Annotated in this window: 19 protein-coding genes and 3 pseudogenes; 11 read left to right on the plus strand and 11 right to left on the minus strand. The window is 63.5% G+C overall.

Features of this window, described 5'->3' with window-relative positions; all coding sequences use genetic code 11:
• The first annotated feature begins 65 nt into the window (after positions 1–65).
• From HAP54_RS08490 to HAP54_RS08500, 3 genes are all read left to right on the plus strand, one after another.
• Complete coding sequence (locus HAP54_RS08490) at positions 66–449, plus strand: carboxymuconolactone decarboxylase family protein (protein ID WP_166299377.1); 384 nt, start codon at positions 66–68, stop codon at positions 447–449.
• Between the two features lie 198 nt (positions 450–647).
• Positions 648–1559 (plus strand): NAD(P)-dependent oxidoreductase, encoded by a 912-nt coding sequence (locus HAP54_RS08495; RefSeq protein ID WP_166299378.1) that lies wholly within the window; start codon positions 648–650, stop codon positions 1557–1559.
• 282 nt (positions 1560–1841) lie between these two features.
• Positions 1842–3185 (plus strand): IS1380-like element ISBdi2 family transposase, encoded by a 1344-nt coding sequence (locus HAP54_RS08500; protein ID WP_166204320.1) that lies wholly within the window; start codon positions 1842–1844, stop codon positions 3183–3185.
• A 184-nt stretch (positions 3186–3369) separates the two neighbouring features.
• Here HAP54_RS08500 and HAP54_RS08505 read toward each other — a convergent pair.
• The 5 genes and pseudogenes from HAP54_RS08505 to HAP54_RS08525 form a co-directional block, all read right to left on the minus strand.
• A pseudogene (locus HAP54_RS08505) lies at positions 3370–4121 on the minus strand (IS5 family transposase).
• A 110-nt stretch (positions 4122–4231) separates the two neighbouring features.
• On the minus strand, positions 4232–5566 hold the full coding sequence (locus HAP54_RS08510; protein WP_166202952.1) for an IS1182 family transposase: 1335 nt from the start codon (positions 5564–5566) through the stop codon (positions 4232–4234).
• 57 nt (positions 5567–5623) lie between these two features.
• Complete coding sequence (locus HAP54_RS08515; protein WP_166299379.1) at positions 5624–6913, minus strand: M16 family metallopeptidase; 1290 nt, start codon at positions 6911–6913, stop codon at positions 5624–5626.
• On the minus strand, positions 6914–8329 hold the full coding sequence (thrC, locus tag HAP54_RS08520) for a threonine synthase (protein ID WP_166299380.1): 1416 nt from the start codon (positions 8327–8329) through the stop codon (positions 6914–6916).
• Positions 8330–9419: 1090 nt separating this feature from the next.
• Positions 9420–10046 carry a glutathione S-transferase family protein gene (locus HAP54_RS08525; protein WP_166299381.1) on the minus strand — a complete coding sequence of 209 codons (627 nt, stop codon included), beginning with the start codon at positions 10044–10046 and terminating at the stop codon, positions 9420–9422.
• Positions 10047–10273: 227 nt separating this feature from the next.
• Here HAP54_RS08525 and HAP54_RS08530 point away from each other — a divergent pair, with 227 nt between their 5' ends.
• Positions 10274–11617: an IS1380-like element ISBdi2 family transposase gene (locus HAP54_RS08530; protein WP_166204320.1), complete on the plus strand. Its 1344-nt coding sequence runs from the start codon at positions 10274–10276 to the stop codon at positions 11615–11617.
• Positions 11618–12241: 624 nt separating this feature from the next.
• Positions 12242–12688, plus strand: coding sequence for a hypothetical protein (locus tag HAP54_RS52795; protein ID WP_422653186.1), 447 nt, complete (start codon positions 12242–12244; stop codon positions 12686–12688).
• Positions 12689–12895: 207 nt separating this feature from the next.
• On the opposite strand, the gene HAP54_RS08535 is transcribed toward HAP54_RS52795, so the two are convergent.
• Positions 12896–13519 carry a GNAT family N-acetyltransferase gene (locus tag HAP54_RS08535; protein WP_166299382.1) on the minus strand — a complete coding sequence of 208 codons (624 nt, stop codon included), beginning with the start codon at positions 13517–13519 and terminating at the stop codon, positions 12896–12898.
• Positions 13520–13670: 151 nt separating this feature from the next.
• Between HAP54_RS08535 and HAP54_RS08540 the strand changes: the two genes are divergently transcribed.
• Together HAP54_RS08540 and HAP54_RS08545 are read left to right on the plus strand one after the other, a co-directional pair.
• Positions 13671–13943, plus strand: coding sequence for a hypothetical protein (locus HAP54_RS08540; RefSeq protein ID WP_166299383.1), 273 nt, complete (start codon positions 13671–13673; stop codon positions 13941–13943).
• Positions 13944–14137: 194 nt separating this feature from the next.
• A pseudogene (locus HAP54_RS08545) lies at positions 14138–15124 on the plus strand (IS30 family transposase); the annotation flags it as partial.
• 47 nt (positions 15125–15171) lie between these two features.
• Here the strand turns inward: HAP54_RS08545 and HAP54_RS08550 are convergent.
• From HAP54_RS08550 to HAP54_RS08570, 5 genes and pseudogenes are all read right to left on the minus strand, one after another.
• Positions 15172–17616 (minus strand): penicillin acylase family protein, encoded by a 2445-nt coding sequence (locus HAP54_RS08550; protein ID WP_166299384.1) that lies wholly within the window; start codon positions 17614–17616, stop codon positions 15172–15174.
• 245 nt (positions 17617–17861) lie between these two features.
• Complete coding sequence (gene glpK / locus HAP54_RS08555) at positions 17862–19364, minus strand: glycerol kinase GlpK (protein ID WP_166299385.1); 1503 nt, start codon at positions 19362–19364, stop codon at positions 17862–17864.
• 250 nt (positions 19365–19614) lie between these two features.
• Positions 19615–20551, minus strand: a pseudogene (locus HAP54_RS08560) (SGNH/GDSL hydrolase family protein).
• Positions 20552–20565: 14 nt separating this feature from the next.
• Positions 20566–21330, minus strand: coding sequence for an SGNH/GDSL hydrolase family protein (locus tag HAP54_RS08565; protein ID WP_166307578.1), 765 nt, complete (start codon positions 21328–21330; stop codon positions 20566–20568).
• A complete protein-coding gene (locus HAP54_RS08570; protein WP_166299386.1) occupies positions 21330–22595 on the minus strand; it encodes an OpgC domain-containing protein in 1266 nt (421 codons plus the stop codon). Before HAP54_RS08570 ends, HAP54_RS08565 begins: the two co-directional genes overlap by 1 nt.
• A gap of 288 nt (positions 22596–22883) precedes the next feature.
• On the opposite strand from HAP54_RS08570, the gene apaG reads away from it, so the two are divergent.
• The 4 genes from apaG (at position 22884) to HAP54_RS08590 (ending at position 25253) form a co-directional block, all read left to right on the plus strand.
• Positions 22884–23282, plus strand: coding sequence for a Co2+/Mg2+ efflux protein ApaG (gene apaG, locus HAP54_RS08575; RefSeq protein ID WP_029079882.1), 399 nt, complete (start codon positions 22884–22886; stop codon positions 23280–23282).
• A 348-nt stretch (positions 23283–23630) separates the two neighbouring features.
• A complete protein-coding gene (locus HAP54_RS08580; RefSeq protein WP_166299387.1) occupies positions 23631–23909 on the plus strand; it encodes a hypothetical protein in 279 nt (92 codons plus the stop codon).
• A 133-nt stretch (positions 23910–24042) separates the two neighbouring features.
• On the plus strand, positions 24043–25032 hold the full coding sequence (locus tag HAP54_RS08585) for a radical SAM protein (RefSeq protein WP_224741324.1): 990 nt from the start codon (positions 24043–24045) through the stop codon (positions 25030–25032).
• Complete coding sequence (locus HAP54_RS08590) at positions 25029–25253, plus strand: hypothetical protein (RefSeq protein ID WP_224741323.1); 225 nt, start codon at positions 25029–25031, stop codon at positions 25251–25253. The genes HAP54_RS08585 and HAP54_RS08590 overlap by 4 nt, the downstream gene beginning before the upstream one ends.
• Positions 25254–25411: the final 158 nt, after the last annotated feature.

Raw genomic sequence — 25411 nt, forward strand, 5'->3', positions numbered from 1 at the left:
ACTGCGGCGGTTCGACCCCGTAACTTCCCGGCCCGAACCAACGCCTTAACGCATGAGGAAACGATATGGACCAAAAAACGCGCGACAAGGGGCTCGAAATCCGCAAGGCGGTGCTCGGCGAGGCCTATGTCAACAATGCGCTGAAGAATTCGGACAGCTTCAACAAGCCGTTCCAGGAACTGGTCACCGAATATTGCTGGGGCGCGGTCTGGGGCCGCGAGGAGCTACCGCGCAAGACCCGCAGCATGCTCAACCTCGCCATGATCTCGATCCTGAACCGGCCGCACGAATTGAAGGCGCACATCAAGGGCGCGCTGACCAACGGCGTGTCCCGCGACGAGATCCGCGAGATCTTCATGCAGGTCTCGATCTATGCCGGCATCCCCGCCGGCGTCGACAGCTTCCGCATCGCGCGCGAGGTGTTCGCCAAACTCGACAACAAGGCGTAAGGCGCTGCTGCCTCCGCATCGTCGTCCCGGCCAAGCGAAGCGCGAGCCGGGACCCATAACCACAGCTCGTTGTCGCTACGACGGCTGTGGCCCCAGCGGAGCCAAACAATCTGGTCCTGGGGTTATGGGTCCCTGCTTTCGCAGGGACGACATCGAGGGGAGGCGGCATCGCGAAAAACGACATAGAGGAAACGACTCATGGAAATCGGATTCATCGGCCTCGGGAAGATGGGCTTCCCGATGGCGCGCCGGCTGATCGAGGCCGGCCACAAGCTCACCGTGTTCGACACCAGCAAGGACGCGCTCGACAAGCTGGTCGCGCTCGGCGCTGAGGCTGCAACCTCACCCAAGGACATCGCCTACCGCGTCGAGACCGTGATGGCGAGCCTGCCCTCGCTGCAGGCCTCGCTCGAGGTCGCGACCGGCACAGGCGGCGTGATCGAGGGCACGCGCGTCAAGCGCTTCATCGATCTCTCCACCGTTGGCTCACAGATGGCAGTGAAGATCCACGACCTGCTGGCGAAAAAGAACATCGTGCAGATCGACAGCCCGGTGTCCGGCGGCGTCTCCGGCGCCGAGAAAGGCACGCTGGCGGTGATGGTGTCGGGCCCGCGCGCCGATTTCGAGTTGGTGAAATCCGCGCTCGACGTGATCGGCAAGGTGTTCTTCATCGGCACCAAGCCGGGCTCCGGCCAGACCATGAAGCTCGCCAACAACTTCCTGTCGGCGACCGCGATGGTCGCGACTTCGGAAGCGGTGGTGATGGGCGTCAAGTCCGGGCTCGATCCGGCCGTGATGATCGATGTCATCAATGCGGGCTCGGGGCTGAACACCGCGAGCCGCGACAAGTTTCCGCGTTCGGTCTTGCCGCGCAGCTTCGATTTCGGCTTCGCCACCGGGTTGATGGTGAAGGACGTGCGGCTCGCGGTCGAGGAGATGCGCTCGCTCGGGCTTTCGATGGAGGTCGCCGAAGCGGTCGGCCGGCTCTGGGAAGTGATCATCCGCGAAGAAGGGCCGGAGTCGGACTTCACCGCGGCGATCAAGCCGATCGAGAAGGCCGCGGGCGTGATCGTGGGTGGCGGCAAGGGCGGCGCGCACGCCGCGAAGTAACGCTCTCGCCGAATTAAACGCTGTCGTCCCGGGCAAGCGAAGCGCGACCCGGACCCATAACCACAGGCGTTTGTGGTTTAGCTGAGCTGGGGCCCCAGCTCAGTACAACAATCAAGAGCGGTGGTTATGGGTCCCTGCTCCCGTGCGCAATTGCGCACTAGCCCGTCTTATTCGTCAGAGTGCGCCTGAGAGGCTGGCGAGCGTGGTGTAAAGCGCTGATGCGGCGTAGGATTCGGTTGCAAAGCCAACCCCATCACCTCAACCGCGAACGCCAGGCCCGCCATGACCGATGATACGATTCTGCCCTTCTCGTTTCCAGCCGTTCACGCCAAGAAAGTCACAGCTGCCTTCGATGGCGGTCGGCTGACCTCGAACGGGGGCGTGATGCTTCTGGCGATGGCCGAGCGGCGTCTCGGCTTGGCCGACAATTTGGCCCGGGTGTTCCCGGATCGGCGCGATCCGACGCGGGTCGTGCACAGCCTTGTCGATATGTTCCGCGCGCGCATGTTCGCGATCTGCTGCGGCTACGAGGACGCCGACGACCTCGATCATCTGCGGTCCGATCCCGCATTCAAGCTGGCCTGCGGACGGCTGCCGGACACGGGTCGCGATCTGTGTTCCCAACCGACGCTGTCGCGGCTGGAGAATGCTCCGCGCCTGCGCGACGTGATCCGACTGACCTACACTTTGGTCGACGCATGGATGGATAGCTACCCGCGCGAGCCGGCATCCGTCACGCTCGACATCGATGATACCTGCGATGTCGTCCACGGCCATCAGCAGCTCTCGCTGTTCAACGCTCATTATGACGAACGCTGCTTCCTGCCGATCCACGTCTACGACACGGAGAAGAGCCGGCCCGTGGCGGTCGTGTTGCGGCCCGGCAAGACGCCGGGCGGCGTCGAGGTGCGTGCCCATCTGCGCCGCCTGATACGGCATATCCGGACGCGGTGGCACAACACGCGAATTACGTTCCGTGGCGACGGGCACTATGCCCGGCCGGAGGCAATGGCGTGGTGCGAGACCAACGGCATCGACTACATCTTCGGTCTGTCCGGCACCAAGCCGCTCGCCAGAAAACTCGACGAGGCCGCCGACGACATCCGCACGCGACGCGCCATCGAGAACCTGCCGGTTCTGCGTGGCTATACCGAGACGCGCCACAAGGCCAAGTCCTGGGATCGCGAACGGCGTACCGTCGCCCGTATTGAGGCGACGATGCTCGGCCTCGACATCCGTTTCGTCGTCACCAGCCTCGATGTCGGCTCGGCCGAGTGGATCTACGACAGCCTGTATTGCGCGCGCGGCCAAGCCGAGAATCTGATCAAGCTGCATAAGACACAGCTCGCCTCCGATCGCACCAGCTGCCGTTCGGCGCTCGCCAATCAAGTCCGCCTCGTTCTCCACACCGCCGCTTATTGGCTGATGCTGACCGTGCGCGACGCGATTCCCAAAGCCCGGGAATTGGCCACAGCCGAGTTCGCGACGCTGCGTCTTCGTCTCTTGAAACTCGCTGCCCGTGTCGTCGAGACCACGAGCCGCATTCGCCTTGCGTTTGCCGCGGCCTGTCCCGAAGCCGACCTGATCCGCGGCTTGCCAGGCGCGCTGCTGCCGCTCGGTCCTTGACCGGCGGGGCGTCCGCCCCCCGTTCGCCCAACCTACACCTCAAGCGCGTTGCAAAGTACCGGTCGTCAGGCGGTGAAAAGCCGAAGGCAATCCCGCGCGCCTCGTCAGAGCAGATGTGCGGCCACATCAATCGGACTAAAAAAACGCACTCTCACGAATAGGACGGGCTAGGGCCTGTTTGGATTCATCTTGAATTTATCACAGCGGCGGTGAGATTGATCATGGCTTCGAAGCTGATATCTGTTTTGTCGGCTCGCATGGCGATCCGCTTGAATTCCTTGAGCTTGCAGAAGAAATTTTCGATCAGATGTCGCCATTTGTAGATTTCCGCGTCGATGGCGAGAGGTTTTGCGCGCCGCGGGTGCTGGGAGATGACGACCTTGGCGCCGCGTGCGTCGAGGTCGGCAATGATGGCGTTGCTGTCGAACGCCTTGTCGGCGATCATCGCATCGAAGGTCAGCCCTTCGATCAACGGCGGGACGCCGACCGTGTCGAAGCGCTGTCCTGGCAGCAGCACGAAACGCAGGAGATTGCCGAGCGCGTCGGTCAGTGCCAGGATTTTGGTGGTCATTCCGCCTTTCGAGCGGCCGATCGCCTGGTTTTGCGTCCCCCTTTTGCGCCCTGTCCGTGGCGGTGGACTTTGACGATGGTGGCATCAACCATGACGTACTCCATGTCCGGCTCGTCCGAGACCGCATCAAACATGCGCTTCCAGACGCCCGCCTTGGCCCAGTCGCGGAAGCGCGTGTACACGGTTATCCAGTTGCCGAAGGCGCGCGGCAGATCGCGCCACGGACTGCCCGTGCGCGCAATCCACAGCACGGCTTCGACAAACAGCCGGTTGTTATTGCCGCTCCGGCCGGGATCACCCGGCTTGCCAAGACAAAGCGGCTCCATCTTCGCCCATTGGGCATCAGTCAAAACGAATCGGTCCATCCCAAGCTTGAATCACAACCAAGCCAGGATGAGAATCCGGAATCCAAACAGGCCCTAGGAGCCCGTCCAGATATGTTTTCGTGACGGGCATTTGTTGTAGAGTAGCAGGCTCAGGCTGCGTTTGCGAGGTTGAACAGCTTGAGGAGGTTATGGACGGTGCAGATCATTGTCCACTCGGCGCGCACTTTCTCGATGCCCCGCAACAGGAACTGGCGGAAGCCTCTTGCCTGTTTGATCTGCCCGAACACCGGCTCCACCACTTGCTTTCGCAATCGGTAGGGTGTTTCGAAGCCGCCATCGTCGATCTTCTTTCGCATGGCCTGTGTCAGCGGGCCGCCGACTTTTCCGTTCGCTACTGTCGGGTGCTTGGCGCGACCGGGCGCGACATAGCCATCGATGCTGCGTGTGTCGAGCGCTTCGAGATTGGCTTCGCTGCAGTAGCCGGAATCCGCTGAGGCCTGCCGCGGCTTGCGGCCAAGATTGCTCTCGATGGCCTCGATCAGGGGCACCAACTGGCCCTGATCGCTGCCGTGCTGGGTCAGTTCTTGCGCGACAATGATCTGGGCATGTGCATCGACGGCCGCCTGGGCATTATAGGCCTGAACGAAGCCATCCTTCGACTTCATGATGCGGCTTTCCGGATCGGTGAAGTTGCGTTGCGCCTTGGGATTGGGTTCCTCCGATGGCAGCGCCGCCGGTTTGCCCGGCTTCTTGCGGCCTTCGGCCTGGCGCTGCTGTTCCTTTTCGGCCTCGATGCGGCGCTCTTCCTCCGCCGCCAGTTTGGCGTCCGCTTCCAGCGCCGCCATCGCTTGCTGGATCTTCGCCAGCCGTTTCTGCTTGTCGACGGTCCAGTCCGGCAGTTCGTCGCTGTTGCCGAAAGTCTCATCCTCCGAGGCATCCGCCGCCTCGGCGGCCGCCAGCATGCGAGCGACCTCGGCCTTCAATTCCGCCTCGCGCTTCTTCATGCGCTCATAACTCATCGCCTTGTGTTTCGACGCGTTCGCCTTGATCTTCGTACCATCCAGCGCGACATGACCGAGCTTGACCAGCCCGGCCGTCTCGCACAACTTCAGAACCTGCACGAATAGCGCGCCGAGCGCCTTCAAATGTCGCTTGCGAAAGTCGCTGATCGTCCGAAAATCCGGCGCATCCAGCGCCACGATCATCACAAAATCGTTCCGCTCCCGGCAGGCCTTGGCAATCCGACGCGACGAATACAGCCCACTCGCATAGCTATGCAGCAGCAGCGCCACCATCATCCGCGGATCAAACGGCGGCTGCCCAAGCCCGCTCACATAGCTGCCCATGATCTCCCTGAGATCGAGGCTCTCCCGCACCAGATCAACCATAAACCGCGAGACATGGCCTTTCGGCACGAAGTCCTGCACATTCGGCGGCAGAAGCAGCGTCTGATCGATGTTCCAAGGCCGAAAATACTTGCTCATCGCCCAATGTTGAATCAGACCCGACCAGATTTGAACAGCGACTATCCAGACAAGCTCCTAGTGCAGCAGCGACTTTGCCCTCGACTTCGTCAATCCTTCCGCAAAAGACACCGCCGTGTCCAGACCCCTGCCGCTGCCAAGCGCAACAACAGCGGGCCGGCTGCGCGACAGCAGGGCGCGGGCGGCGTTGCGGCTCGATTCGACGCTGACAGCATCGATCCGCGCCACCAGTTCTTCCACCGTCTGCGGCCTTCCATAGGCTAGCACATGGCGTGCCAACTGTTCGGCCCGCGAAGAGCAGCTTTCCAGCGCCATCAACAGCCCGGCCTTCATCTGCGCCTTGGCGCGGGCGACTTCGGCCTCGGTCAGGGTTTCCACCGCGTCATTGATGACGTCGACGATCACTTCCATCATTTCCGGCGCGTCGGCCGGATCGGTCCCGGTGTAGAGACCGAAGAAGCCGGTGTCGGTGTAGGGCGCGTGGAAGGTGTAGATCGAGTAGCACAGCCCGCGTTTCTCGCGCACCTCCTGGAACAGCCGCGACGACATCCCGCCGCCGAGCGTGTTGGTGAACACCTGCAGCGAGAACAGCGACAGGTCGGTCTGCGGCACGCCTTCGAGCGCCAGCGTCAGATGCGCCTGCTCGAGATCGCGGTGCACCACGCGCGAGCCGCCCTTGCCGAACATCGCGGCTTGCGGCTTCGGCGCCGGCGTGGCGTCGAAGCTTGCAAACTTCTGCGCGACGTCCTCGACGATGCGCTTGTGATCGACGGCGCCGGCGGCGGCGACCACCATGTCCGGGGCGCGGTAATGCGTCGAGAGGTAGTCGCGCAGCATGTCGCGGTTGAAGGCCTTCAGCGTCTTGGCGGTGCCAAGCAGCGAGCGGCCCATCGGCTGGTCCGGGTAGCAGAGCTCGTTGAGATGCTCGAACACGACGTCGTCGGGCGTATCCTGCGCCGCGCCGATCTCCTGCACGACGACGCTCTTCTCGCGCTCCAGCTCATCCGGCACGAAAGACGGATTGGCGAGGATGTCGGAGAGCACGTCGAGCGCCAGCGGCACGTCGGCCTTCATCACCCGCGCATAATAGGCCGTGGTCTCGGTCGAGGTGCCGGCATTGAGGTCGCCGCCGACCGCCTCGATCTCCTCGACGATCTCGCGCGAGGAACGCCGCGCGGTGCCCTTGAACGCCATGTGCTCGAGCAGATGCGAGATGCCGTGCTCGTTCGGCTTCTCGTCGCGCCCGCCGACGCCGGCCCAGACGCCAAGCGCCGAGGTCTCCAGATGCGGCATGCTGTCGGTGACGACGGTCAGGCCGCTCGGCAGCTTGGTGATTTCAACGCTCATTCAGGCAACTCCTTGCTTGGCAGCACGGCTGACCGACAGCACGAAGCGCTCGACCTCGGCAGAATCATTCTTCATGACAGTCATGTGTTCGGACTTGGTCATCAACCCTCCGAGCCAGGCCGGCAGCTGCGGACGCACCCCGCAGGCGGCCTCGACCGCGTCGGGGAATTTCGCCGCATGCGCGGTCGACAGCACGATGTTCGGGATCCCTGAGTCCGAGGTGTCGCGGTCGGCGACCGCGAGCGCGACCGCGGTGTGGGGATCGACCAGATCGCCCGCCTCGCGCCAGGCGGCGCGGATCGCCGCCGCCGTCTCGGTCTCGTCGGCGCGGCCGGCGTCGAAATCGCGGCGCACCGCGGCCAGCGTCGCATCCGGCAGCACGAAGCGGCCGGACTGCTTCAGCGAGCCCATCAGGCGGCGGACCTGCTCGGCGTCGCGGCCGCTGGCCTCGAACAACAGCCGCTCGAAATTCGACGACACCTGGATGTCCATCGACGGCGAGGTCGTGGCGTGCACCTCGCGCACCTCGTAGATGCCGGTCTTCAGGGTCCGGGCGAGGATGTCGTTGACGTTGGCAGCGATGCGCAGCCAGCGGATCGGCAGTCCCATCCGCTTGGCGACGTAGCCGGCGAAGATGTCGCCGAAATTGCCTGTCGGCACCGTGAAGTCGACGGTGCGCTGCGGCGAGCCGAGCGCCACCGCCGCGGCGAAGTAATAGACCACTTGCGCGACGATGCGCGCCCAGTTGATCGAGTTGACGCCCGACAGCGCCACCTGGTCGCGGAAGCGATGGTTGTTGAACATCGCCTTCACCAGCGCCTGGCAGTCGTCGAACGTGCCCTCGATCGCCAGCGCATGGACGTTGCCGGCGCCCGTCGTCGTCATCATCCGGCGCTGCACCTCGGAGATGCGTCCGTTCGGGAACAGCACCACGAGGTCGACATTGTCGAGCCCCGCGAACGCCTCGACCGCGGCGCCGCCGGTATCGCCCGAGGTCGCGACCACGATGGTGGTGCGCTGCGCGCGCTTGGCCAGCACGTGGTCCATCAGCCGCGAGATCAGCTGCATCGCAACGTCCTTGAACGCCAGGGTCGGCCCGTGGAACAGCTCGAGCAGGAACTGGTTCGGCCCGACCTGGTCGAGCGGCACCACCGCGGGATGGCGGAACGTGGCATAGGCCTCGTTGGCCATGCGGCCGAGCTCGGCGTCGGAAATCTCGCCGGCGACAAACGGACGGATGATCTCGACCGCGACCTCCCAATAGGGACGGCCGAACAGGGCGGCGATGGTCTCGGGCGAAAGCTGCGGCCAGGTCTCGGGCACGTAGAGCCCGCCGTCGCGGGCAAGCCCGGTCAGCATCACATCGCAGAAGCCAAGCACCGGGGCCTCGCCCCTGGTCGAAATATACCGCGTCAAACCGCCCTCCAAAGGCTTCGATCCGAGCCTTAAGCCTTTGATATCATGGAATTATCTAGTTCGCCGCATGCGAACCGGAGGTCACCATAGAAGATCGGGCCCCCAATGGGTAGCCCGAAGCGCGCGTCCCCGGGGTCGCGCGGGGTGGTGAATTGCCTCGTGATGGAATGGATTGCGCGGATCTCTCTCCGTCCGTCGTCCCGGCGAAAGCCGGGACCCTTAACCACAGCACGTGATGGCGAACGAGGATCGCGGCTCCAGCGTGCGCAAAAATTGAGATTTGGGGTAATGGGTCCTGGCTCTCGCCAGGACGACGATGAGAATGGTGCTCGATTCAACCTGTCAAACAGCTCGTTCGGTGTCATCGCCCGGCTTGACCGGGCGATCCAGTATTCCAGAGACGCCAGTGCTTGAGCGGATAGGCCGCGGCGTACTGGATCGCCCGGTCGAGCCGGGCGATGACAGTGGGGTGGGGACACAACTTCGCATTCTCGCGACATGATTGTCCGAGCTTTGCTCTTCGTTCCGCCTTCTCTTGAACAGAGGGCGCAGGGAAAGCCGGGTGCCGATCGCACCCATGGGCCCCGAGCAAAAGTAGAAAGCTCGGGGGTAGGACCACAGGTGTAACCGGAGCAATCCGGCTTTTCCTGCGCGATGGTTTTACGGCTTACTTCGTGCTCTCCCCGGCGAGACTGGGCTTGTTTGTCACCGCCTTCGCAAAAACGCCTGCGCGCTATTGCGAGGGGACACCGGCCGCTAGGGCGTCAGGACCACACGACTTCACCGTCCGCTTCATGTGCACTCGTCAGTCGCACAATCGGCGTCCACCGCATCCCACACCGCGTTCGTGACGACCGCGAAGCGCCCCTCGATCGGGTGAGACGGCAGATTTATAACACTGAGTTACATTTCTGATAACGCGAAATATTTTTACGTGAGGGGCTTGCGCCGTCGGGCAACTCAGTGGCAGGGGACGTGAGGTGAGCACGCCGGCTGGGCTCCCTCCCCTCTTGCGGGGGAGGGAACCCTTCCGCTGGTGCCTTCCTCACGCGCGACGCGTGAACTGCGGATTGACGATGGTGAAGATCCCCTAACCGCTCGGCGGCGCCAGCGGCTGCACGATCTCCTGGAACGGCGGCAGCGCCTCGCAGCGCGCGGCGTGGGCCTGCAGCGCGGGATAGCGCGCGTCGAACAGATGCGGATGCGCCTCGCCGGTGAAGCGCAGCGCGCAGGCGACCGCGATGTCGGCATGGCCGATACTATCGCCGAGCCAATACGGCGACGGCACCGCCGCGCGCTCCTTCTCCAGCACCGCGAGCACGCCGGTGATCTGCGCCTCGCAACGCTCGACCCAAAGCTTGAGCTGCTCCTTGCGCAGCACGCGCTCGTAGACAAGGCTGACCGCCTTGTCGGCAAGCCCGGTCGCCAGCGCCGTGATGCGCAGATGCTTGCGCCGCTCGGGCCCGGAGCGCGCGATCATCGCCTGCTCCGGCCCGACCAGTTCGTCGAGATAATCCAGGATCGCACCGCTCTCGATCAGCGCCTCGCCGTCATCAAGCACCAACGTCGGCACCCGCCGCACCGGATTGTAGGCCGCAACCTTCTCCGCATCGCCGAAGGTCGACCACGGCTTGTGCTCAAAGGGCAACCCATAGAGCCGCAGCGCGATCGCGGTGCGGCGGACAAAGGGCGAGTCGTACTGGCCGATCAAAAACATCTGTCATCTCGTCGGTCGTGCCGCGGCAGGCCACTGCTCTCGAAAGCAGAGCTTTCGAGGTGTGCGGCCACGCCGGGGTCAGAGGTTGCGCTTTGCACCATCCTAGCCCGTCTTATTCGTCAGAGTGCGCCTGAGAGGCTGGCGAGCGTGGTGTAAAGCGCTGATGCGGCGTAGGATTCGGTTGCAAAGCCAACCCCATCACCTCAACCGCGAACGCCAGGCCCGCCATGACCGATGATACGATTCTGCCCTTCTCGTTTCCAGCCGTTCACGCCAAGAAAGTCACAGCTGCCTTCGATGGCGGTCGGCTGACCTCGAACGGGGGCGTGATGCTTCTGGCGATGGCCGAGCGGCGTCTCGGCTTGGCCGACAATTTGGCCCGGGTGTTCCCGGATCGGCGCGATCCGACGCGGGTCGTGCACAGCCTTGTCGATATGTTCCGCGCGCGCATGTTCGCGATCTGCTGCGGCTACGAGGACGCCGACGACCTCGATCATCTGCGGTCCGATCCCGCATTCAAGCTGGCCTGCGGACGGCTGCCGGACACGGGTCGCGATCTGTGTTCCCAACCGACGCTGTCGCGGCTGGAGAATGCTCCGCGCCTGCGCGACGTGATCCGACTGACCTACACTTTGGTCGACGCATGGATGGATAGCTACCCGCGCGAGCCGGCATCCGTCACGCTCGACATCGATGATACCTGCGATGTCGTCCACGGCCATCAGCAGCTCTCGCTGTTCAACGCTCATTATGACGAACGCTGCTTCCTGCCGATCCACGTCTACGACACGGAGAAGAGCCGGCCCGTGGCGGTCGTGTTGCGGCCCGGCAAGACGCCGGGCGGCGTCGAGGTGCGTGCCCATCTGCGCCGCCTGATACGGCATATCCGGACGCGGTGGCACAACACGCGAATTACGTTCCGTGGCGACGGGCACTATGCCCGGCCGGAGGCAATGGCGTGGTGCGAGACCAACGGCATCGACTACATCTTCGGTCTGTCCGGCACCAAGCCGCTCGCCAGAAAACTCGACGAGGCCGCCGACGACATCCGCACGCGACGCGCCATCGAGAACCTGCCGGTTCTGCGTGGCTATACCGAGACGCGCCACAAGGCCAAGTCCTGGGATCGCGAACGGCGTACCGTCGCCCGTATTGAGGCGACGATGCTCGGCCTCGACATCCGTTTCGTCGTCACCAGCCTCGATGTCGGCTCGGCCGAGTGGATCTACGACAGCCTGTATTGCGCGCGCGGCCAAGCCGAGAATCTGATCAAGCTGCATAAGACACAGCTCGCCTCCGATCGCACCAGCTGCCGTTCGGCGCTCGCCAATCAAGTCCGCCTCGTTCTCCACACCGCCGCTTATTGGCTGATGCTGACCGTGCGCGACGCGATTCCCAAAGCCCGGGAATTGGCCACAGCCGAGTTCGCGACGCTGCGTCTTCGTCTCTTGAAACTCGCTGCCCGTGTCGTCGAGACCACGAGCCGCATTCGCCTTGCGTTTGCCGCGGCATGTCCCGAAGCCGACCTGATCCGCGGCTTGCCAGGCGCGCTGCTGCCTCTCGGTCCTTGACCGGCGGGGCGTCCGCCCCCCGTTCGCCCAACCTACACCTCAAGCGCGTTGCAAAGTACGGGTCGGTCAGGCGGTGAAAAGCCGAAGGCAATCCCGCGCGCCTCGTCAGAGCAGATGTGCGGCCACATCAATCGGACTAAAAAAAGCACTCTCACGAATAGGACGGGCTAGATGGGCTGCGCGGGGTTGCAACCGGCTGGGTCATGCCGGCGAAGCAGGGCCTGTCGATGATTTTGCCGACGGTGTTGTACTCGCCGTCAACTCGGTGCACGGGGCCGCAAAAGGTGAGGCGAACTGGCTATCCTCAGGCCAAGCGAACTTCGGGCTAAACCCCTTAGTACTAAACCCTCTTAGGCGGAAGAACTATATGCAACCCTAGCGAGATTCGCTATCAGTTTCGCTTGGGGGAGCCATGAACGGAACAAATATCAACTCGATCCGCAGTGTTGTTTCAACACTTCACGATTGCTGTACGCGGACGTTAAGGTACATTGCCAACTTTGCTTTGACCTCACGGTATTATTTGACTCTTGATAACAGCGAAAAGCAAACGATCGCACCGACGATCACGGACCAACTTGGCAACTTCGACCACATTCGCGAAAAAATAGCGGCCACAACCTAATGAGCAACCCGCAAGACTTCATTATCAGAACAGAAGATGTTCGCGTCGAAGACGTTCTCGATCTATTTGTTCCCATACAGAGAGATCGAGAACTTATCGACAAGCTAAAATCAGCCTCGCCGATCGTGATCGAAGGTAGCCGCGGCACAGGCAAGTCGCTACTCCTGAGAGTCTGCGAACAAGAGCAACTAGGAGAGATCAAAGATTCGCGTGTCCTACCGATCTATGTCTCGTTCTCGCGAAGCTCTCTAATCAACACAGGCGATCCACAGCAATTCCAGCACTGGATGCTTGCTCTACTCTGTTCACGAATACTGCGTGCCGTCTCTCTCCTACATCGAATCCTATTTCGTTCATCGGCGACATTCGAAATAAGCTCGCTGTCAAGCGCTTCACTGAGTACGGGGCGAATTTCCAGACTTTCACGGACATTGCTTCGGCAGTAGGCGACAGAATCGAAGCTGATGTATCAACCGTACTCGCAGAACTGCTCAACCAACCAATCGACGTGCTCGACATCTCCGATTACCAGAAGGGAGCCTTAGCGTCGATCAACATCAGGACCTTAGGTCAAGCGTTAGCTTCGAGTGAGACCGATTTTATGAAGGCCGACTACATTGGACCAAAACGGTCGCGCCGAATCATGAACGTCGCTACCGCTGCTGTAATTGAATATCTGTCTGGCTAATCATCACCGGCACATGCCTCGCCGCATCGCGCGGCAATGTGCCGTCGAGCCTGGGATCGTCGGCCACTTCGATCTGCCGCTTGAACGGACGGAAGCCGGAGCGCTGGTAGAACGCGACGGCCGCGGGATGGTCGAAGGTGCAGGTGTGCACCCAGACGCGGCCGACGTCGCGCGACCAGGCGATCTCGAGGGCGCGGTTCATCAGGAAGCGCGCGGCGCCGGTGCCGATGAATTTTGCGGTGACGCCGAAATAAAGCAGCTCGCATTGGCCGGGCTCGCTGAAATCGAGTTCGAGCAGGCCTTCATCATGGCCCTCAACGACCAGCCCGTAGAGCTCGATGCCGGGCGCGTGGATGACGGCGCCGAGATCGGCGTCATCGAGCCCCGTGCGGGTGAACCACAGCCACTCCTCACCGACGCGGCGGTAGAGATCGCGATACCAGTCGAGCGCGGGCGGATCGACCTTGCGCAGGCGCCATGCGCCGGGCGGATCGTCGCGGCGCGGCGGGCGCTCCGTCATTTCCAGATGTGTGACGACGGCGGCGATCTTGCCGTGGGGGATGTCGGAGTACCCGTCGGGTAGCAGCATCACGCGACCTTTGTTTCCAATTATCGGCGGGAAATATCCGCGTGTCTCGCGGCAGATGCAATGCAACGCTGCGTAACAATGTTACCGATTTGTCAGTCGGCGTTTTGGCGAATCAGGCGCTCGATGTGGAGAGGCCACCGGAGCAGACATCGTGTCGCGCCATCACACGCTGCCGCCGATCATCTATACGCCGCCACCACCGAAGCCGAAGCCTGCGCGACGGCGGCGTGGCATCGGTTACGCACATGGGACGGGTGAGGCCGAGGACGTCGAGGATGGTGCGCCGGTGCGCGGCACTCAGGTTGTGCCGCAGCACGCGCGCCCGGTCGAGACCGTCGAGCGGCGCGCGCCGTCACCGAACGGCAAGCTCAGCGACGACACGCTGCGCGCGATGCTGGAGCTGCAGGAGAGGCAGGTGAAGTAGTCGACGGTATCGGCCACATATTCACTGTCGTCCCGGCCTAGTGCGAAATTGCGCACGGGGGCCGGGACCCATAACCACCGATGCCGATTGCTTTGCGCGCTGGGGCCACAGCGCCGTTCAACAACGCAACCCTGTGGTTATGGGTCCCCTGAGTTCACAAACGAAGTGCAACACTTCCTTGAGGAGGTGTTGCGATGGGGCGGAGTTACGAGCAGCTATCCCTGGACGAGCGATGCGAGATTGCCCGGCTTTCGGCCAATGGCAGCTCGGTCCGGCAAATCGCGGCAGCTCTGGATCGCTCGCCATCAACGATCTCTCGGGAGCTGACCCGCAATCGAGGCGTCCAGGTCGGCTACAAACCCAGCTATGCCCAGCAACAGATGCGAGCACGGCGCTGGACGGGCGTACGCCTCGAACGGGAGCCCGGCCTGCGCCGTGCGGTGTTGGAACGCCTGGGTCGGGGCTGGTCGCCCGAGCAGGTCGCCGGCCGGCTGGCCCGCGAACACGGCCGCAAGGTGATCTCCCACGAGACCATCTACCGCTTCATCTACGCCCAGATCCGACGCACCTCGGACTTCAGCTGGCGGCGTTATCTGCCGCGCGGCAAGAGCAAGCGCGGTTACCGCGGCAAGAAGGGCGGCAGCCCCGCAAGCTTCATCGAAGGCCGTGTTTCCTTGGATCAACGGCCTATCGAGGCCGCCGATCGCAGCACTCCCGGTCATTGGGAAGCCGACCTGATGATGTTCTCCAAATACGGTCAGGCCGTCCTGACTGTGCATGAGCGCACCTCGCGCCTGCTGCTCGGCATCCGCCTCGCCAGCAAGGTTGCGCGCGGGGTCGCCCGTCATCTCGTTCGCTTGTTCGCATCCCTGCCACAGGACCTGTGCCAGACCGTCACCTTCGACAATGGCACCGAGTTCGCCTGCCACACGGCGCTGCACCGCCTCGCGATCGAGACCTTCTTCTGCGATCCGCACGCGCCCTGGCAGAAGGGCGGCATCGAGAATGCGATCGGTCGAATGCGGCGCTTCATCCCGCGCAAAACCGACCTCGCAACCCTCCCGACCCGCCGCTTCCATCAGTCCTTCAACGCCTACAACAACACCCCGCGCAAATCTCTTGACTTCCAAACTCCCGCCGAGGCCTTCTCCCAAGTGTTGCACTTCGAGTGTGAATCCACCTCCCGGCTTTCGCCGGGACGACAGGGGGGAGTTTGGGGCGCGCATCTTCACCTTGGCGTCAGCGTGATAGCCTCCGCCGTTGCGGCCTCCACTGCGCCGCGGCTGTAGAGCAGCGGCACATATTGGCCCGTGGCCCACAGCGGCGCGAGGTCGCGGTAGTGGGCGCTGAAGGGATCGCCGGATTGGCCGGGGGTGTTGATGGTGCGGCTCGCATCCCAGTTGCCGACATCGAGCACCATGCGGAACGAGGCGCCCGCGGTGAGGTGATAGTCGGAGCGGCGATAGGTGGCGGCGCGCGGCACGTTGGCAGCGCCGCCATAGGCGAGCGGACCGACCGACATCTGCGCCGCGGTGGCCTTGTCGGCGAGCGGCATCAGCGCGTGATCGAATTTTGCGACATGCAGCCGGCCCCAGCGCCAGGTCGACGCATCGCCCCCCAGCTTTGCGGTGACGTCGGCGACGGCCGCGCCGAGGCTGTCGCGCAGCACGCGGTCGCGTTCGGCGGCGGGATCGCTGCCGAGCGCGGCGTCGGGTTTTTCGAGATAGCCGACGATCGCGGAAATGCTGGACGCCTCCGGCGCGATCAGCTCGGCCACTTTCGGCGCCGTGGTCTTGAGCAGGACGGGGCCGAGATGGTTGGCGATCCAGACCTCGTAGACCGCAGCGGCGGCGCTGTCCGCCGCGTCGCGCGCGTCCCATGCCTGCAACAGGTCGAGGCCCTTCTTCACGTTCGCATCATCTGATGTGAGCGGCTTCAACAGCGCGACGAGGCGCCGCGCGAGCATGCCGGTGTCGTCGTTCTGCAGCGCCATCGCGTCCGCCAACGTCACTTTGCTGTTGGCTTGCAGCACCTCGGTGATGCGCTGCCAGCGCGCGCTGTCGGACCATTCGAAGCCGACCCGGCGTTCGTTGACCGGATAATCCGCCGGCAGGTTCATCTGGTTGGCGGTGGCGATAAAGCCCTGCTTCGGCTGATACAGTTTCGGCAGTTCGTCGAGCGACAGGAAGCCCTGCCACTCGTAGCGGCCGTCGCCGGGCACCGGCATCAATCCATCGAAGCTCGTGCGGCGCGGCGTCTTGCCGGCGGCGACCCAGCCGATATTGCCGCTGGTGTCGGCATAAACCTGGTTCTCCGACGGCGCGCCCCAGCGCCGCATCGCGCCGAGGAAGCCTGTCCAATTCTTCGCGGTCATGTAGTCGGAGGAGCCGAAATAGGCCGAGGTGCCCGGCTCGAACCAGATCGAGCGCACCGCGAAGGCGCGCTTCTTCGCATCGTCGACGAAGATCACCGGGCCGTGGCGGGTGAACTTCAGCTCGAGGTCGCGGTCGGCCTCACCCTTCACCGCTTCCTTCTCGTGCACGATGCGCATGTCCTCCCAGCCCGTGCCATAGCGGTACTGGTTCGGATTGTCGGGATTGAGCGCGTAGACGTAGAGGTCTTCCTGGTCGACGTTGAAGATGGTCAGGCCGAACGCGATGGTGTCGTTGTGGCCGATCGAGATGCCCGGCAGCGCCGGCTCGCCGGCGCCGATCACGGAGATGCCGGGCGCGTTGAGGGCGACGATGTAGCGCAGCGACGGCACCGAATGCTCGCGATGCGGATCGTTGGCAAGGATCGGACGTCCCGTCGCGGTGCGTGAGGCCGCGATCACCCAGTTGTTGGAGCCGATGGTGTCGCGCTGCTGGTCGGCCGCGGCGAGGAACGTGTCGGGATCATGCGCCAGCGCCGCCTTCTGGTCCTTCGGCGCGGCGAAAGCGACCGGGCGCGTGGCGAGGTCATAGGCCGCGAGCACGCCTTTCGGCACGCTGCAGGGATCGAGCCCGTCCGGGATTTTCGTGGTCCATGCCGGCTCCAGCTTGACGCGGAAGCGATCGGCATCGAGGCCAGCGGCACATGCGACCTGCGCGCGCTTCACCTCGGACGCGACGTTGCGGGTCAGGCCGTGACTGCGGACGCGCACGACATCCTCCGCCGACCACAGGTCCGGCATCGTGCCTGCGATCCTGAACTCGATCGGCAGCGGCCGCTTGCCCGCCTTGACGTCGGCGACATAGGCGTTGACGCCGGCGACGAAGGCCTCGGCATAGGATTTCGCCTTCGGACCATAGGCGGCCCATTCCGCATTCATGTCGCCGCGATAGAGGAACAGGCGCAGCGCCTTGTCCTGCTCGGCATAGGCGGGGCCGAAATCCTTCGCCAGGAGGCCGAGCCCGCGCTTGCGCCAGAGATCGATCTGCCAGAGCCGGTCACGCGCGGCGTTGAAGCCCTGCAGGAAGAACAGGTCGTGCTCGTTGCCGGCATAGATGTGCGGAATGCCCCAGACGTCGACCAGGATCTGGCCCGGCGCCGTCAGCCCGGCAACGTCGGTCTTGACCTCGCGCGCCGCCACCAGCGGGCTCGCCTTCTCGCGCGCCGCGGCAGGCGCGGCCAGCATCGCGGCACAGAGCGCGGTGCTGAGCAGTCTGGTGACCCGGTTGAGATCCGCGTTCATGTTGTACTCTCCGATGGTTGTTATTGGTTGACGCGTTGCCGACGTGTGAGACCATCACCGCGAAGAAAGTGCGTCCCCTCTCCCGCTTGCGGGGGAGGGCTGGGGTGGGGGTGTCGCCGCGATGGGACCAGTCATTATGCGGAGAGAGCCCCCACCCGGATTGCATCTGCGATGCAATCCGACCTCCCCCGCAAGCGGGAGAGGTGCAGCGAGCCTGCCGCACGAGCGAGCAAACCTCACCCGCCCTATTCCCCCTCGTCGCTCGCCAGCACGCCCTTCACCGCGCGCGCCCAGCCGGCGAGCTTGCGGTCGCGGGTCGTCTCGCTCATCGCCGGCCTGAAGCGATGCTCGAGCCGCCAATTGTCGGCGAACTTTGCGGGCTCCGGATAGACGCCGGCCTCGAGCCCGGCGAGATAGGCCGCACCGAGCGCCGTGGTCTCCTGGATCATCGGGCGGTCGACCGGGGCATTGAGCAGGTCGGCGAGCCGCTGCATGGTCCAGTCCGACGCGGTCATGCCGCCGTCGACGCGCAGCACGGTGTTGGCGGCGTTGGCCTCCGGCCAGTCGGTGCGCATCGCAGCCCACAGATCGAAGGTCTGGTAGCAGACGCTTTCCAGGGTCGCGTGCGCGAGCTCGGCCGGGCCGGTGTTGCGGGTCAAGCCGAACAGCGCGCCGCGCACGCGCGGATTCCAATACGGCGCGCCCATGCCGACGAAAGCCGGCACCAGATAGACGCTCTGCATCGAGTCGGATTTGTCGGCAAGCGGCCCGGTCTCGGCGGCGTGCTTGATGATGCCGAGCCCGTCGCGCAGCCATTGCACCGCGCTGCCGGCGACGAAGATCGAACCTTCGAGCGCGTAGGTGCGCTGGCCGTTGAGCTGATAGGCGATCGTGGTGAGCAGCTTGTGCTTCGAAGCCACCGGCGTGGTGCCGGTGTTGAGCAGCGCGAAGCAGCCGGTACCGTAGGTCGACTTCATCATGCCGGGCTCGAAGCAGGCCTGGCCGATGATCGCGGCCTGCTGGTCGCCGGCGATGCCGGAAATCGCGATCGGGCCGCCAAACAGATCAGCCGTGCTCTCGCCGAAGCGGGCGGAGGAATCCTTGACCTCGGGAAGCATCGAGCGCGGCACGCGCAGCAGCTTGATCAGGTCGTCGTCCCAGGCGCCGGTGTGGATGTTGAACAGCAGCGTGCGCGAGGCGTTGGTGGCGTCGGTGGCGTGCACCCGGCCGCCGGTGAGCCGCCACAAGAGATAGCAGTCGACGGTGCCGAACAACAGCTCGCCGCGCTCGGCGCGTTCGCGCGCGCCCGGCACGTGATCGAGGATCCAGGCGACTTTCGTCCCGGAGAAATAAGGGTCGATGATCAACCCGGTCTTGGCCGAGATCGCCGGCTCATGGCCCTCGGCCTTCAATTTGGCGCAGATGTCGGCGGTGCGGCGGTCCTGCCAGACGATGGCGCGGTGCACCGCCTGTCCGGTGGCGCGGTCCCACACCACGGTGGTCTCGCGCTGGTTGGTGATGCCGATCGCGGCGATGTCCCTGGCCTTGAGGCCGGCCTGCTCCAGCGCCTCGCTGCACACCATCACGGTCGAGGTCCAGATGTCCTCCGGCTCGTGCTCGACCCAGCCGGAGGCCGGGAAATGCTGCGGAAATTCCTGCTGCGCCACCGCGGCGATGGAGATGTCGCCGCGAAACACCATGGCGCGCGACGAAGTGGTGCCCTGATCGATGGCCAGCACGAAGGACATGAGCGTTTCCTTTGAGGCGTCTTCCCGAAGGAGATTGGTTCAGGCGCCAAGGGAGCGGATTACCGCGGCGAGGTCAAGATTGAGGGCGAGTTTGGTGTTAGACCCGTCATCCTGAGGTGCGAGCGGAGCGAGCCTCGAAGGATGCACGGCCACCAGCGGGGGCCGTCGACCCTTCGAGGGCCGCTGAAGAAGCGGCCACCTCAGGGTGACGGTGATAGAGCGGGCGCCGGAAGAAGAACACTACGCCCGATCACATCGGGCGGTAGGTCCGCACGTCGCCGGGGACGTTGACGCCGATCTTGATCGCGCCGACCGAGCGGATGATGTCGTCGCCGAGCAGCTGGGCGAAGCAGGCGTAGCCCCAGTCGTTCATGTGCAGGCCGTCGGCGGTGACGAAATCGTTGATCGGGATCGCCTGCCGCTCGTGCCAGTCGCGCATCACCTCGAAGCGCGGGAAGATGCCGACATGGCGTAGCGCGGCGATGCGGCCGAGCAGCTTCACCATGCCGCGCGCGCTTTCGGGACGCTCGGTGACGCGCGGCGAATATTGCGGATCGACCAGCACGACGTCGGCGCCGGAGGCCTGCAGCCGCGCGACGCCGTCCTCGACCTGTCTTGCGGTCTCGGAGGGATCGAGGTTGCGCAGCACCGCGTTGGTGCCGACCTGCCAGATCACCATGTCGGGATGCACGTCGATCACTTCGGTCTGCAGCCGCGCCATCATCTCGGGCGCGTCCTCGCCGCCCTTGCCGCGGTTGAGCACGGTGATGTCGGCGGCGGGATATTGCCGGCGCAGCTGCCCGGCGAGCCGGTTCGGATAGGTGAATTGGGGCGACGACGAACCATAACCTTCCGTCGAGGACGAGCCGAACGCGATGATGACGACCGGCTTGCCGGCGGCGAGCTTGGCCGCGACATGCGGCAGCGAGCCGGTCGAATTCGGCACGTCCTTGGGCTGCTGGCACGGAACGCGCGGCGACGCCAGGCTGCTGATTGGCCGCATCGGCTTCGATGGCGGCGGCCTTGTCCGCATCAGGCCGTGCGGCCTCAGACTTGGCACCCGGCGAGAGCGCGGCATGCTGGTCGGCCTGGCCGGTCTGCGCGCGCGATGGCGTGACCGGCACGAGCAGCGCCAGCACCGCAACGGCGCACCCTGCGGTAGAGCGAAAAGGGAAGGCAAAACGCATCAACTCTGCTTCCTCTAATTCTGCTGCACCGGACCCAGATGGGCCGCATCGATCACGAATTTCGCCAGTGCGCGGCCGAGACAGGCATGAACCTTCTTGGCCAGGTCGACGCCATGCGAGGTGCTGAACAGGTCAAAATATCCGGCGTCGCTCCATTGCTTCATGATCGCGAACCGGTCGAACAGCGGAACGTCGTGCTGCTGCGCCACCACCTTCATATTGTCGAGATATGGCGGTGCAGAGATCATCGTCTCCGTACGCGGGCTGTATTGCAGATTGACCAGCACCACGTCAGTCCCGGCGCCCCGCAACGCAACAACGCCGTCGTTGATGGCGGTACGGAAATCGTCGGGATCGACTGCTCGCATAGCATCGACCGTGCCGGTCTGCCAGATAACCAAAGTAGGCTTTTTTGCTTCAACAAGCTTAACAAGGGTTCCCGCGGTCTCCTCGGCGGTGCTCTTTCCCTGTAATTCTACGGATAGATCGATCACAGACGACGGCAATGCCTCCTTGAGCGCCGCCTGCAGCGTGGCCGGATAGGCGCTCGCCTCATTGCCGGGAATGGTCGAGGAACGGCTGCCCACCACGAGCACGTTGAGCGGCTGGTTGGCCTTCACGGCATCCATGACCTTCGGCAGCGAGCTCTCGGTCGAAAGCAGATAGACGGGCACGTCGCAGGGCGGTGCCGGCGGCTCGGCGGTGTCGCCTGCGCGTGCGGGCGCCGCCGCCAAGCAGGCGGCCAATAGCGTCAGGCCCAGCAGCGTCCGCGCGGACATCATGCTCCCCCTCCCGCCATATCGGCGTTGCCGCCGGCGCCTTTTTTCGAGGCGCCTTTGTCGGCGGAGTGTTTGTACCACGAAATAATCCACGCCATGCCGCACATGATGAGGATGCCGCTGACGCTGATCAAGGCGTGCAGTGCGGCACCGCCAGATACTTCGGCAAGCACGAAGTGACCGGCAAAGGCGAGGAAGACCCCGAGACAGAATATCTCAAGCGAATGCTGGCCACACAGGATCAAAGGTCGCAGCCAGGGCGATTTCAACCCCGGCCAATCCCGGGGCAGGAAGCGCACGGTGAGGGCTGCGAGCGCCAGGAAATGCGCGAACCGCAACACGTCCAGGTCGGTCTTGTTGATCGGATACATCCATTGCTCGATCACCTTCGGCATGATGTGGCCGAGCTGCGGCACGTACCAGGTCAGCGTCACGAAGAACGCGGCGACCAGATAGACGATGCAGATCCACATCGTGATGTTCGACGACAGGATGCGCGACATCCGCCGCGCGCCGCCGAGCGCACACCAGGCGCCGAACACGAACAGCAATTGCCAGGCGAACGGATTGAACGCCCAGAAGCCGTTCGGATAGGCCGACAAATAGAGGTCGAACTGCCAGGTCACCGCGTAGAGCACGACCGACAGGCCGAGCGTGACGTCGGGCTTCCACTTCATCAGCCACAGGATCAGCGGCAGGAACAGCATCAAGACGATATAGAGCGGCAGCACGTCCATGTTGACCGGACGGAAGCGCAGCAGCAGCGCCTGCACGATGGTGACGTCGGGCTGCTTGAGGAAGTCCATGATCCCCATCTCTTCGGTGTAGAGCGGGTTCTCGAACGAGGTCGCCACATAGGAGATCTCGGCGAGGAAGATCGTGAACAGGAAGACATGCGCGACATAGATCTGCCAGACCCGGCGCAGGATGCGCGCGGTCGCGATCACGAAGCCGCCCTCCAGCATGGCGCGGCCATAGACGAAGGCCGCGGTGTAGCCGGAGATGAAGATGAAGATCTCGGTGGCGTCGGAGAAGCCGTAATTGCGGATCGTCAGCCAGGTCAGGAGATTGGTCGGCAGATGATCGATGAAGATCAGCCACAGCGCGAGCCCGCGGAACAGGTCGAGCCTGAGCTCGCGCTCGCCGGTCACCGGCAGCGTGATCGCAGGCGCCGCGGCCTTCGCCTTCACCTCGGCATCGGCTTTTGCCTCGGCCTTGGTCTCAGCCACCGGCGAACCGGCTATGGGATCGGCAATCGAGCTCATCAAACACCGTATCGGCTGCGGACGCCCCGCAGGCCGTGCTGAAAAGATAATACCGGTCCACGACTTCCGGAGAAAGCCTTGCCGACAAAGCACAGAGTGCGGCGGCATGCCGCCGCGCTTTAGAGCGGAACTATGTTGAAACCGGGATGAACGGCCGGCCCCGGGACCGGCTTTTCACGGCCTGCCCGGCGATTGGTTCCGGCTGACCAATTGGCTATGATAGGCGCCTGTTTGCTGCATGATCCGGTCGAAAGCGGATTTTGCGCCGAGATCATCGGATTGAGCCGTATGTACCGCGCCGTTACCCGCCAGATCGAAGTCACCGTCGAGCCGAACTTCATGCCGGAGCGCTCATCGGTCGACCGGCGCGAGTATTTCTGGTCGTACAAGATCGTGATCGTCAATGCGGGGCCGGAAACGGTGCAGCTGCGCACCCGGCACTGGATCATCACCGACGCCACCGGCCGCCGCCAGGAGGTGCGTGGCGAGGGTGTGGTCGGCGAGCAGCCGGTGCTCGCGCCCGGCGAGCGCTTCGAATACACCTCGGGCGTGCCGCTGCCGACCGCCTCCGGCTTCATGACCGGCAGTTACCAGATGGTCACCGAAGCCGGCGAGCGCTTCGACATCGACGTGCCGACGTTCTCGCTGGACAGCCCGAGCCCGGACGGGAAAAGGGTGTTGAACTGAGACACTTCTCCCCGGCGACAACGTCGCTGCGAGGGTGCGCGTCCACAAGACTTCAGGGAGCCAGTCCGCACGCTCTCCGTCACTCTGGAGAGCAATCGCGACGAAGCTGTGACGGTCAAACATGGGTTCGCACTCTCGCGGCGCGATCCAACACGTTGGTTTGCTTGCATCAACGCGCGCGTGGCATAGTGCGCAAGCGTATCCGGAAATTGGCGCCCTAAGGGATTGGCCCGGGCCGACCACGTTGCCTCTGCGACAAAAACGGTATATTTTGCTGTTGCTCAGGCGGTTCAATGCGCCGGGCTTCGGTCGATCCCTGCACCGCGCTGCGAATACAGGAGCGTGACCATGCCGATTACGACGCTGAAGGTTTTGGCGAGCCTCATGCAACTCCATGGGCCGGACGCAATCATTCAAAGCGACCATCAGGGTATCGACGCATTGCTGAGCGATCTGCGCGGACAGGGTGTGCAGCAAGGAGTCGTCGCCGACGAAACCGTGGTGACCCAAGCCGCTTTCAGGCGTGGGGGTTTTGCCAAGGGGGCGAACGCAGGCGCGTTTCGCAGAGCGGCGTACGCTCCGGGCGTAGGCGCGTTTCGCCGAGGCGGATTTGTTCGAGGGTACTAGAGCATTTTCGGTTCTGATTGAATCAGAACCGAAGCTCCAGCTTTTTGTTTTGACGCGCTTTCTTCACGCGAACCGGTATCCACTTCGCTCGAAAACGCTCTAGCTAGCTCCTTCAACCAGTCTCGGTATCGGCATGTCAGCGGACGGTGCAGATTTTGCCGCTTTCCAGGATCAGCCGATCACGCAGTTGCTGGTCAAGGTTGCAACGAGATGTAACATCGATTGCTCCTATTGTTACTGGTTCCGCGACGCGTCCGTTTACAGCAAGCCCAAGCTCATGAGCCCGGACGTGCAGCAGCAATTGCTGCCGCGCATAGAACAGCACGTTCTCAGATACGCCCTCGTCGATTTTCCCATCATTCTGCACGGGGGTGAGCCGCTGCTGTGGGGCGTGGAGAACTTCCACCGCTTTGCCGAGGCCTGCGAGGATATTTCATCACGGACCGGCTGCGAAATACCCATCGCGGTCACGACCAACGGCGTGTTGATCGATGACGATTGGCTGGCCTGCTTCGAGGCCCACAACATTTCGGTCGCGATCAGTCTGGATGGCCCGGCGCACATTCACGACACGCACCGCAAGACGTTCCAGGGTACGGGCACCCACGCCGCCGTCGAACGAGCCGCTCGCATGCTGGTGTCGCGCGAGATTGGCGTGATTGCCCTGGCAGTCTGCAATCCCGCTTATGCGCCGCAGCAGTATGCCGATTTTTTCGCTGCGTGCGGGATCTCCAACTACGACATCATGATCCCCGACGCGACGGTGGACGAGCAGCCGCCATCCATTGCCGCGTTCTACAAGGGCTTGTTCGACGTGTGGCTGGAGGCGAATCGCGCCGCACCGACTACCAGTATCCGCATCATTTCCGACATGATCACCGCCCTGCTCGACAACAATTCACCGACCGAGGGCGTCGGCCACAAACCCGTCGAGCTTTGCACCATCATGACCGATGGCACCGTGGAGGCGCACGATGTGCTGCGGATTGCGGGCGACGGCTTCACGAACACCAGCTTCAACATCTTCGATCATGCGATCGACGCGGTCAGGAACGAGCCTCGCTGGAAAGCCGCGCGCGATGCTTCAATCTTTGCGCGAAGTGTCGGCAATGCAAGTTCATGAACGCCTGCGGGGGAGGCTATCTTCCGCACCGTTTCTCCAAGGCGAACGGCTACGATAATCCTTCGGTCTATTGCGACGATCTCTATGCGATGTTTGAGAACATGCAGTTCGTACTGGAAAACCATCTTTATGTCAGCAAGCCAGACGGCAGTCGCGTCAATGTGCGCGACACTTTGGCAGGCGCCGTGCCCGTGAATGCGAGGCACTCTATTTCTGAATAATCGAAATAGCTCCGAATTTTCTGATTTGCTCGACGGCCAGTCAACTCGCCATCATTCAATGTGAAATTGCGCATTGGGGCGGCACGGCCGCCACGCGATCAATGGAATCGACCGGTCGGCGCCAGGAACCAATGCCTCGCGAGACTATTGGCTTCCTG

Origin of the sequence: Bradyrhizobium sp. 2S1 (assembly GCF_011516625.5) — a bacterium.
GTDB lineage: Bacteria > Pseudomonadota > Alphaproteobacteria > Rhizobiales > Xanthobacteraceae > Bradyrhizobium > Bradyrhizobium septentrionale.

What these genes read in the sequence shown, in the direction of transcription:
- HAP54_RS52795 (WP_422653186.1), top strand. Translation starts at nt 12,242, where the DNA reads ATGAGCAACCCGCAAGACTTCATTATCAGAACAGAAGATGTTCGCGTC.
- HAP54_RS08530 (WP_166204320.1), top strand. Translation starts at nt 10,274, where the DNA reads ATGACCGATGATACGATTCTGCCCTTCTCGTTTCCAGCCGTTCACGCC.
- HAP54_RS08580 (WP_166299387.1), top strand. Translation starts at nt 23,631, where the DNA reads ATGCCGATTACGACGCTGAAGGTTTTGGCGAGCCTCATGCAACTCCAT.
- HAP54_RS08585 (WP_224741324.1), top strand. Translation starts at nt 24,043, where the DNA reads ATGTCAGCGGACGGTGCAGATTTTGCCGCTTTCCAGGATCAGCCGATC.
- HAP54_RS08500 (WP_166204320.1), top strand. Translation starts at nt 1,842, where the DNA reads ATGACCGATGATACGATTCTGCCCTTCTCGTTTCCAGCCGTTCACGCC.
- HAP54_RS08525 (WP_166299381.1), bottom strand. Translation starts at nt 10,046, where the DNA reads ATGTTTTTGATCGGCCAGTACGACTCGCCCTTTGTCCGCCGCACCGCG.
- HAP54_RS08535 (WP_166299382.1), bottom strand. Translation starts at nt 13,519, where the DNA reads ATGCTGCTACCCGACGGGTACTCCGACATCCCCCACGGCAAGATCGCC.
- HAP54_RS08590 (WP_224741323.1), top strand. Translation starts at nt 25,029, where the DNA reads ATGAACGCCTGCGGGGGAGGCTATCTTCCGCACCGTTTCTCCAAGGCG.
- HAP54_RS08515 (WP_166299379.1), bottom strand. Translation starts at nt 6,913, where the DNA reads ATGAGCGTTGAAATCACCAAGCTGCCGAGCGGCCTGACCGTCGTCACC.
- HAP54_RS08550 (WP_166299384.1), bottom strand. Translation starts at nt 17,616, where the DNA reads ATGAACGCGGATCTCAACCGGGTCACCAGACTGCTCAGCACCGCGCTC.
- HAP54_RS08565 (WP_166307578.1), bottom strand. Translation starts at nt 21,330, where the DNA reads ATGTCCGCGCGGACGCTGCTGGGCCTGACGCTATTGGCCGCCTGCTTG.
- HAP54_RS08510 (WP_166202952.1), bottom strand. Translation starts at nt 5,566, where the DNA reads ATGAGCAAGTATTTTCGGCCTTGGAACATCGATCAGACGCTGCTTCTG.
- apaG (WP_029079882.1), top strand. Translation starts at nt 22,884, where the DNA reads ATGTACCGCGCCGTTACCCGCCAGATCGAAGTCACCGTCGAGCCGAAC.
- HAP54_RS08495 (WP_166299378.1), top strand. Translation starts at nt 648, where the DNA reads ATGGAAATCGGATTCATCGGCCTCGGGAAGATGGGCTTCCCGATGGCG.
- HAP54_RS08570 (WP_166299386.1), bottom strand. Translation starts at nt 22,595, where the DNA reads ATGAGCTCGATTGCCGATCCCATAGCCGGTTCGCCGGTGGCTGAGACC.
- HAP54_RS08490 (WP_166299377.1), top strand. Translation starts at nt 66, where the DNA reads ATGGACCAAAAAACGCGCGACAAGGGGCTCGAAATCCGCAAGGCGGTG.
- glpK (WP_166299385.1), bottom strand. Translation starts at nt 19,364, where the DNA reads ATGTCCTTCGTGCTGGCCATCGATCAGGGCACCACTTCGTCGCGCGCC.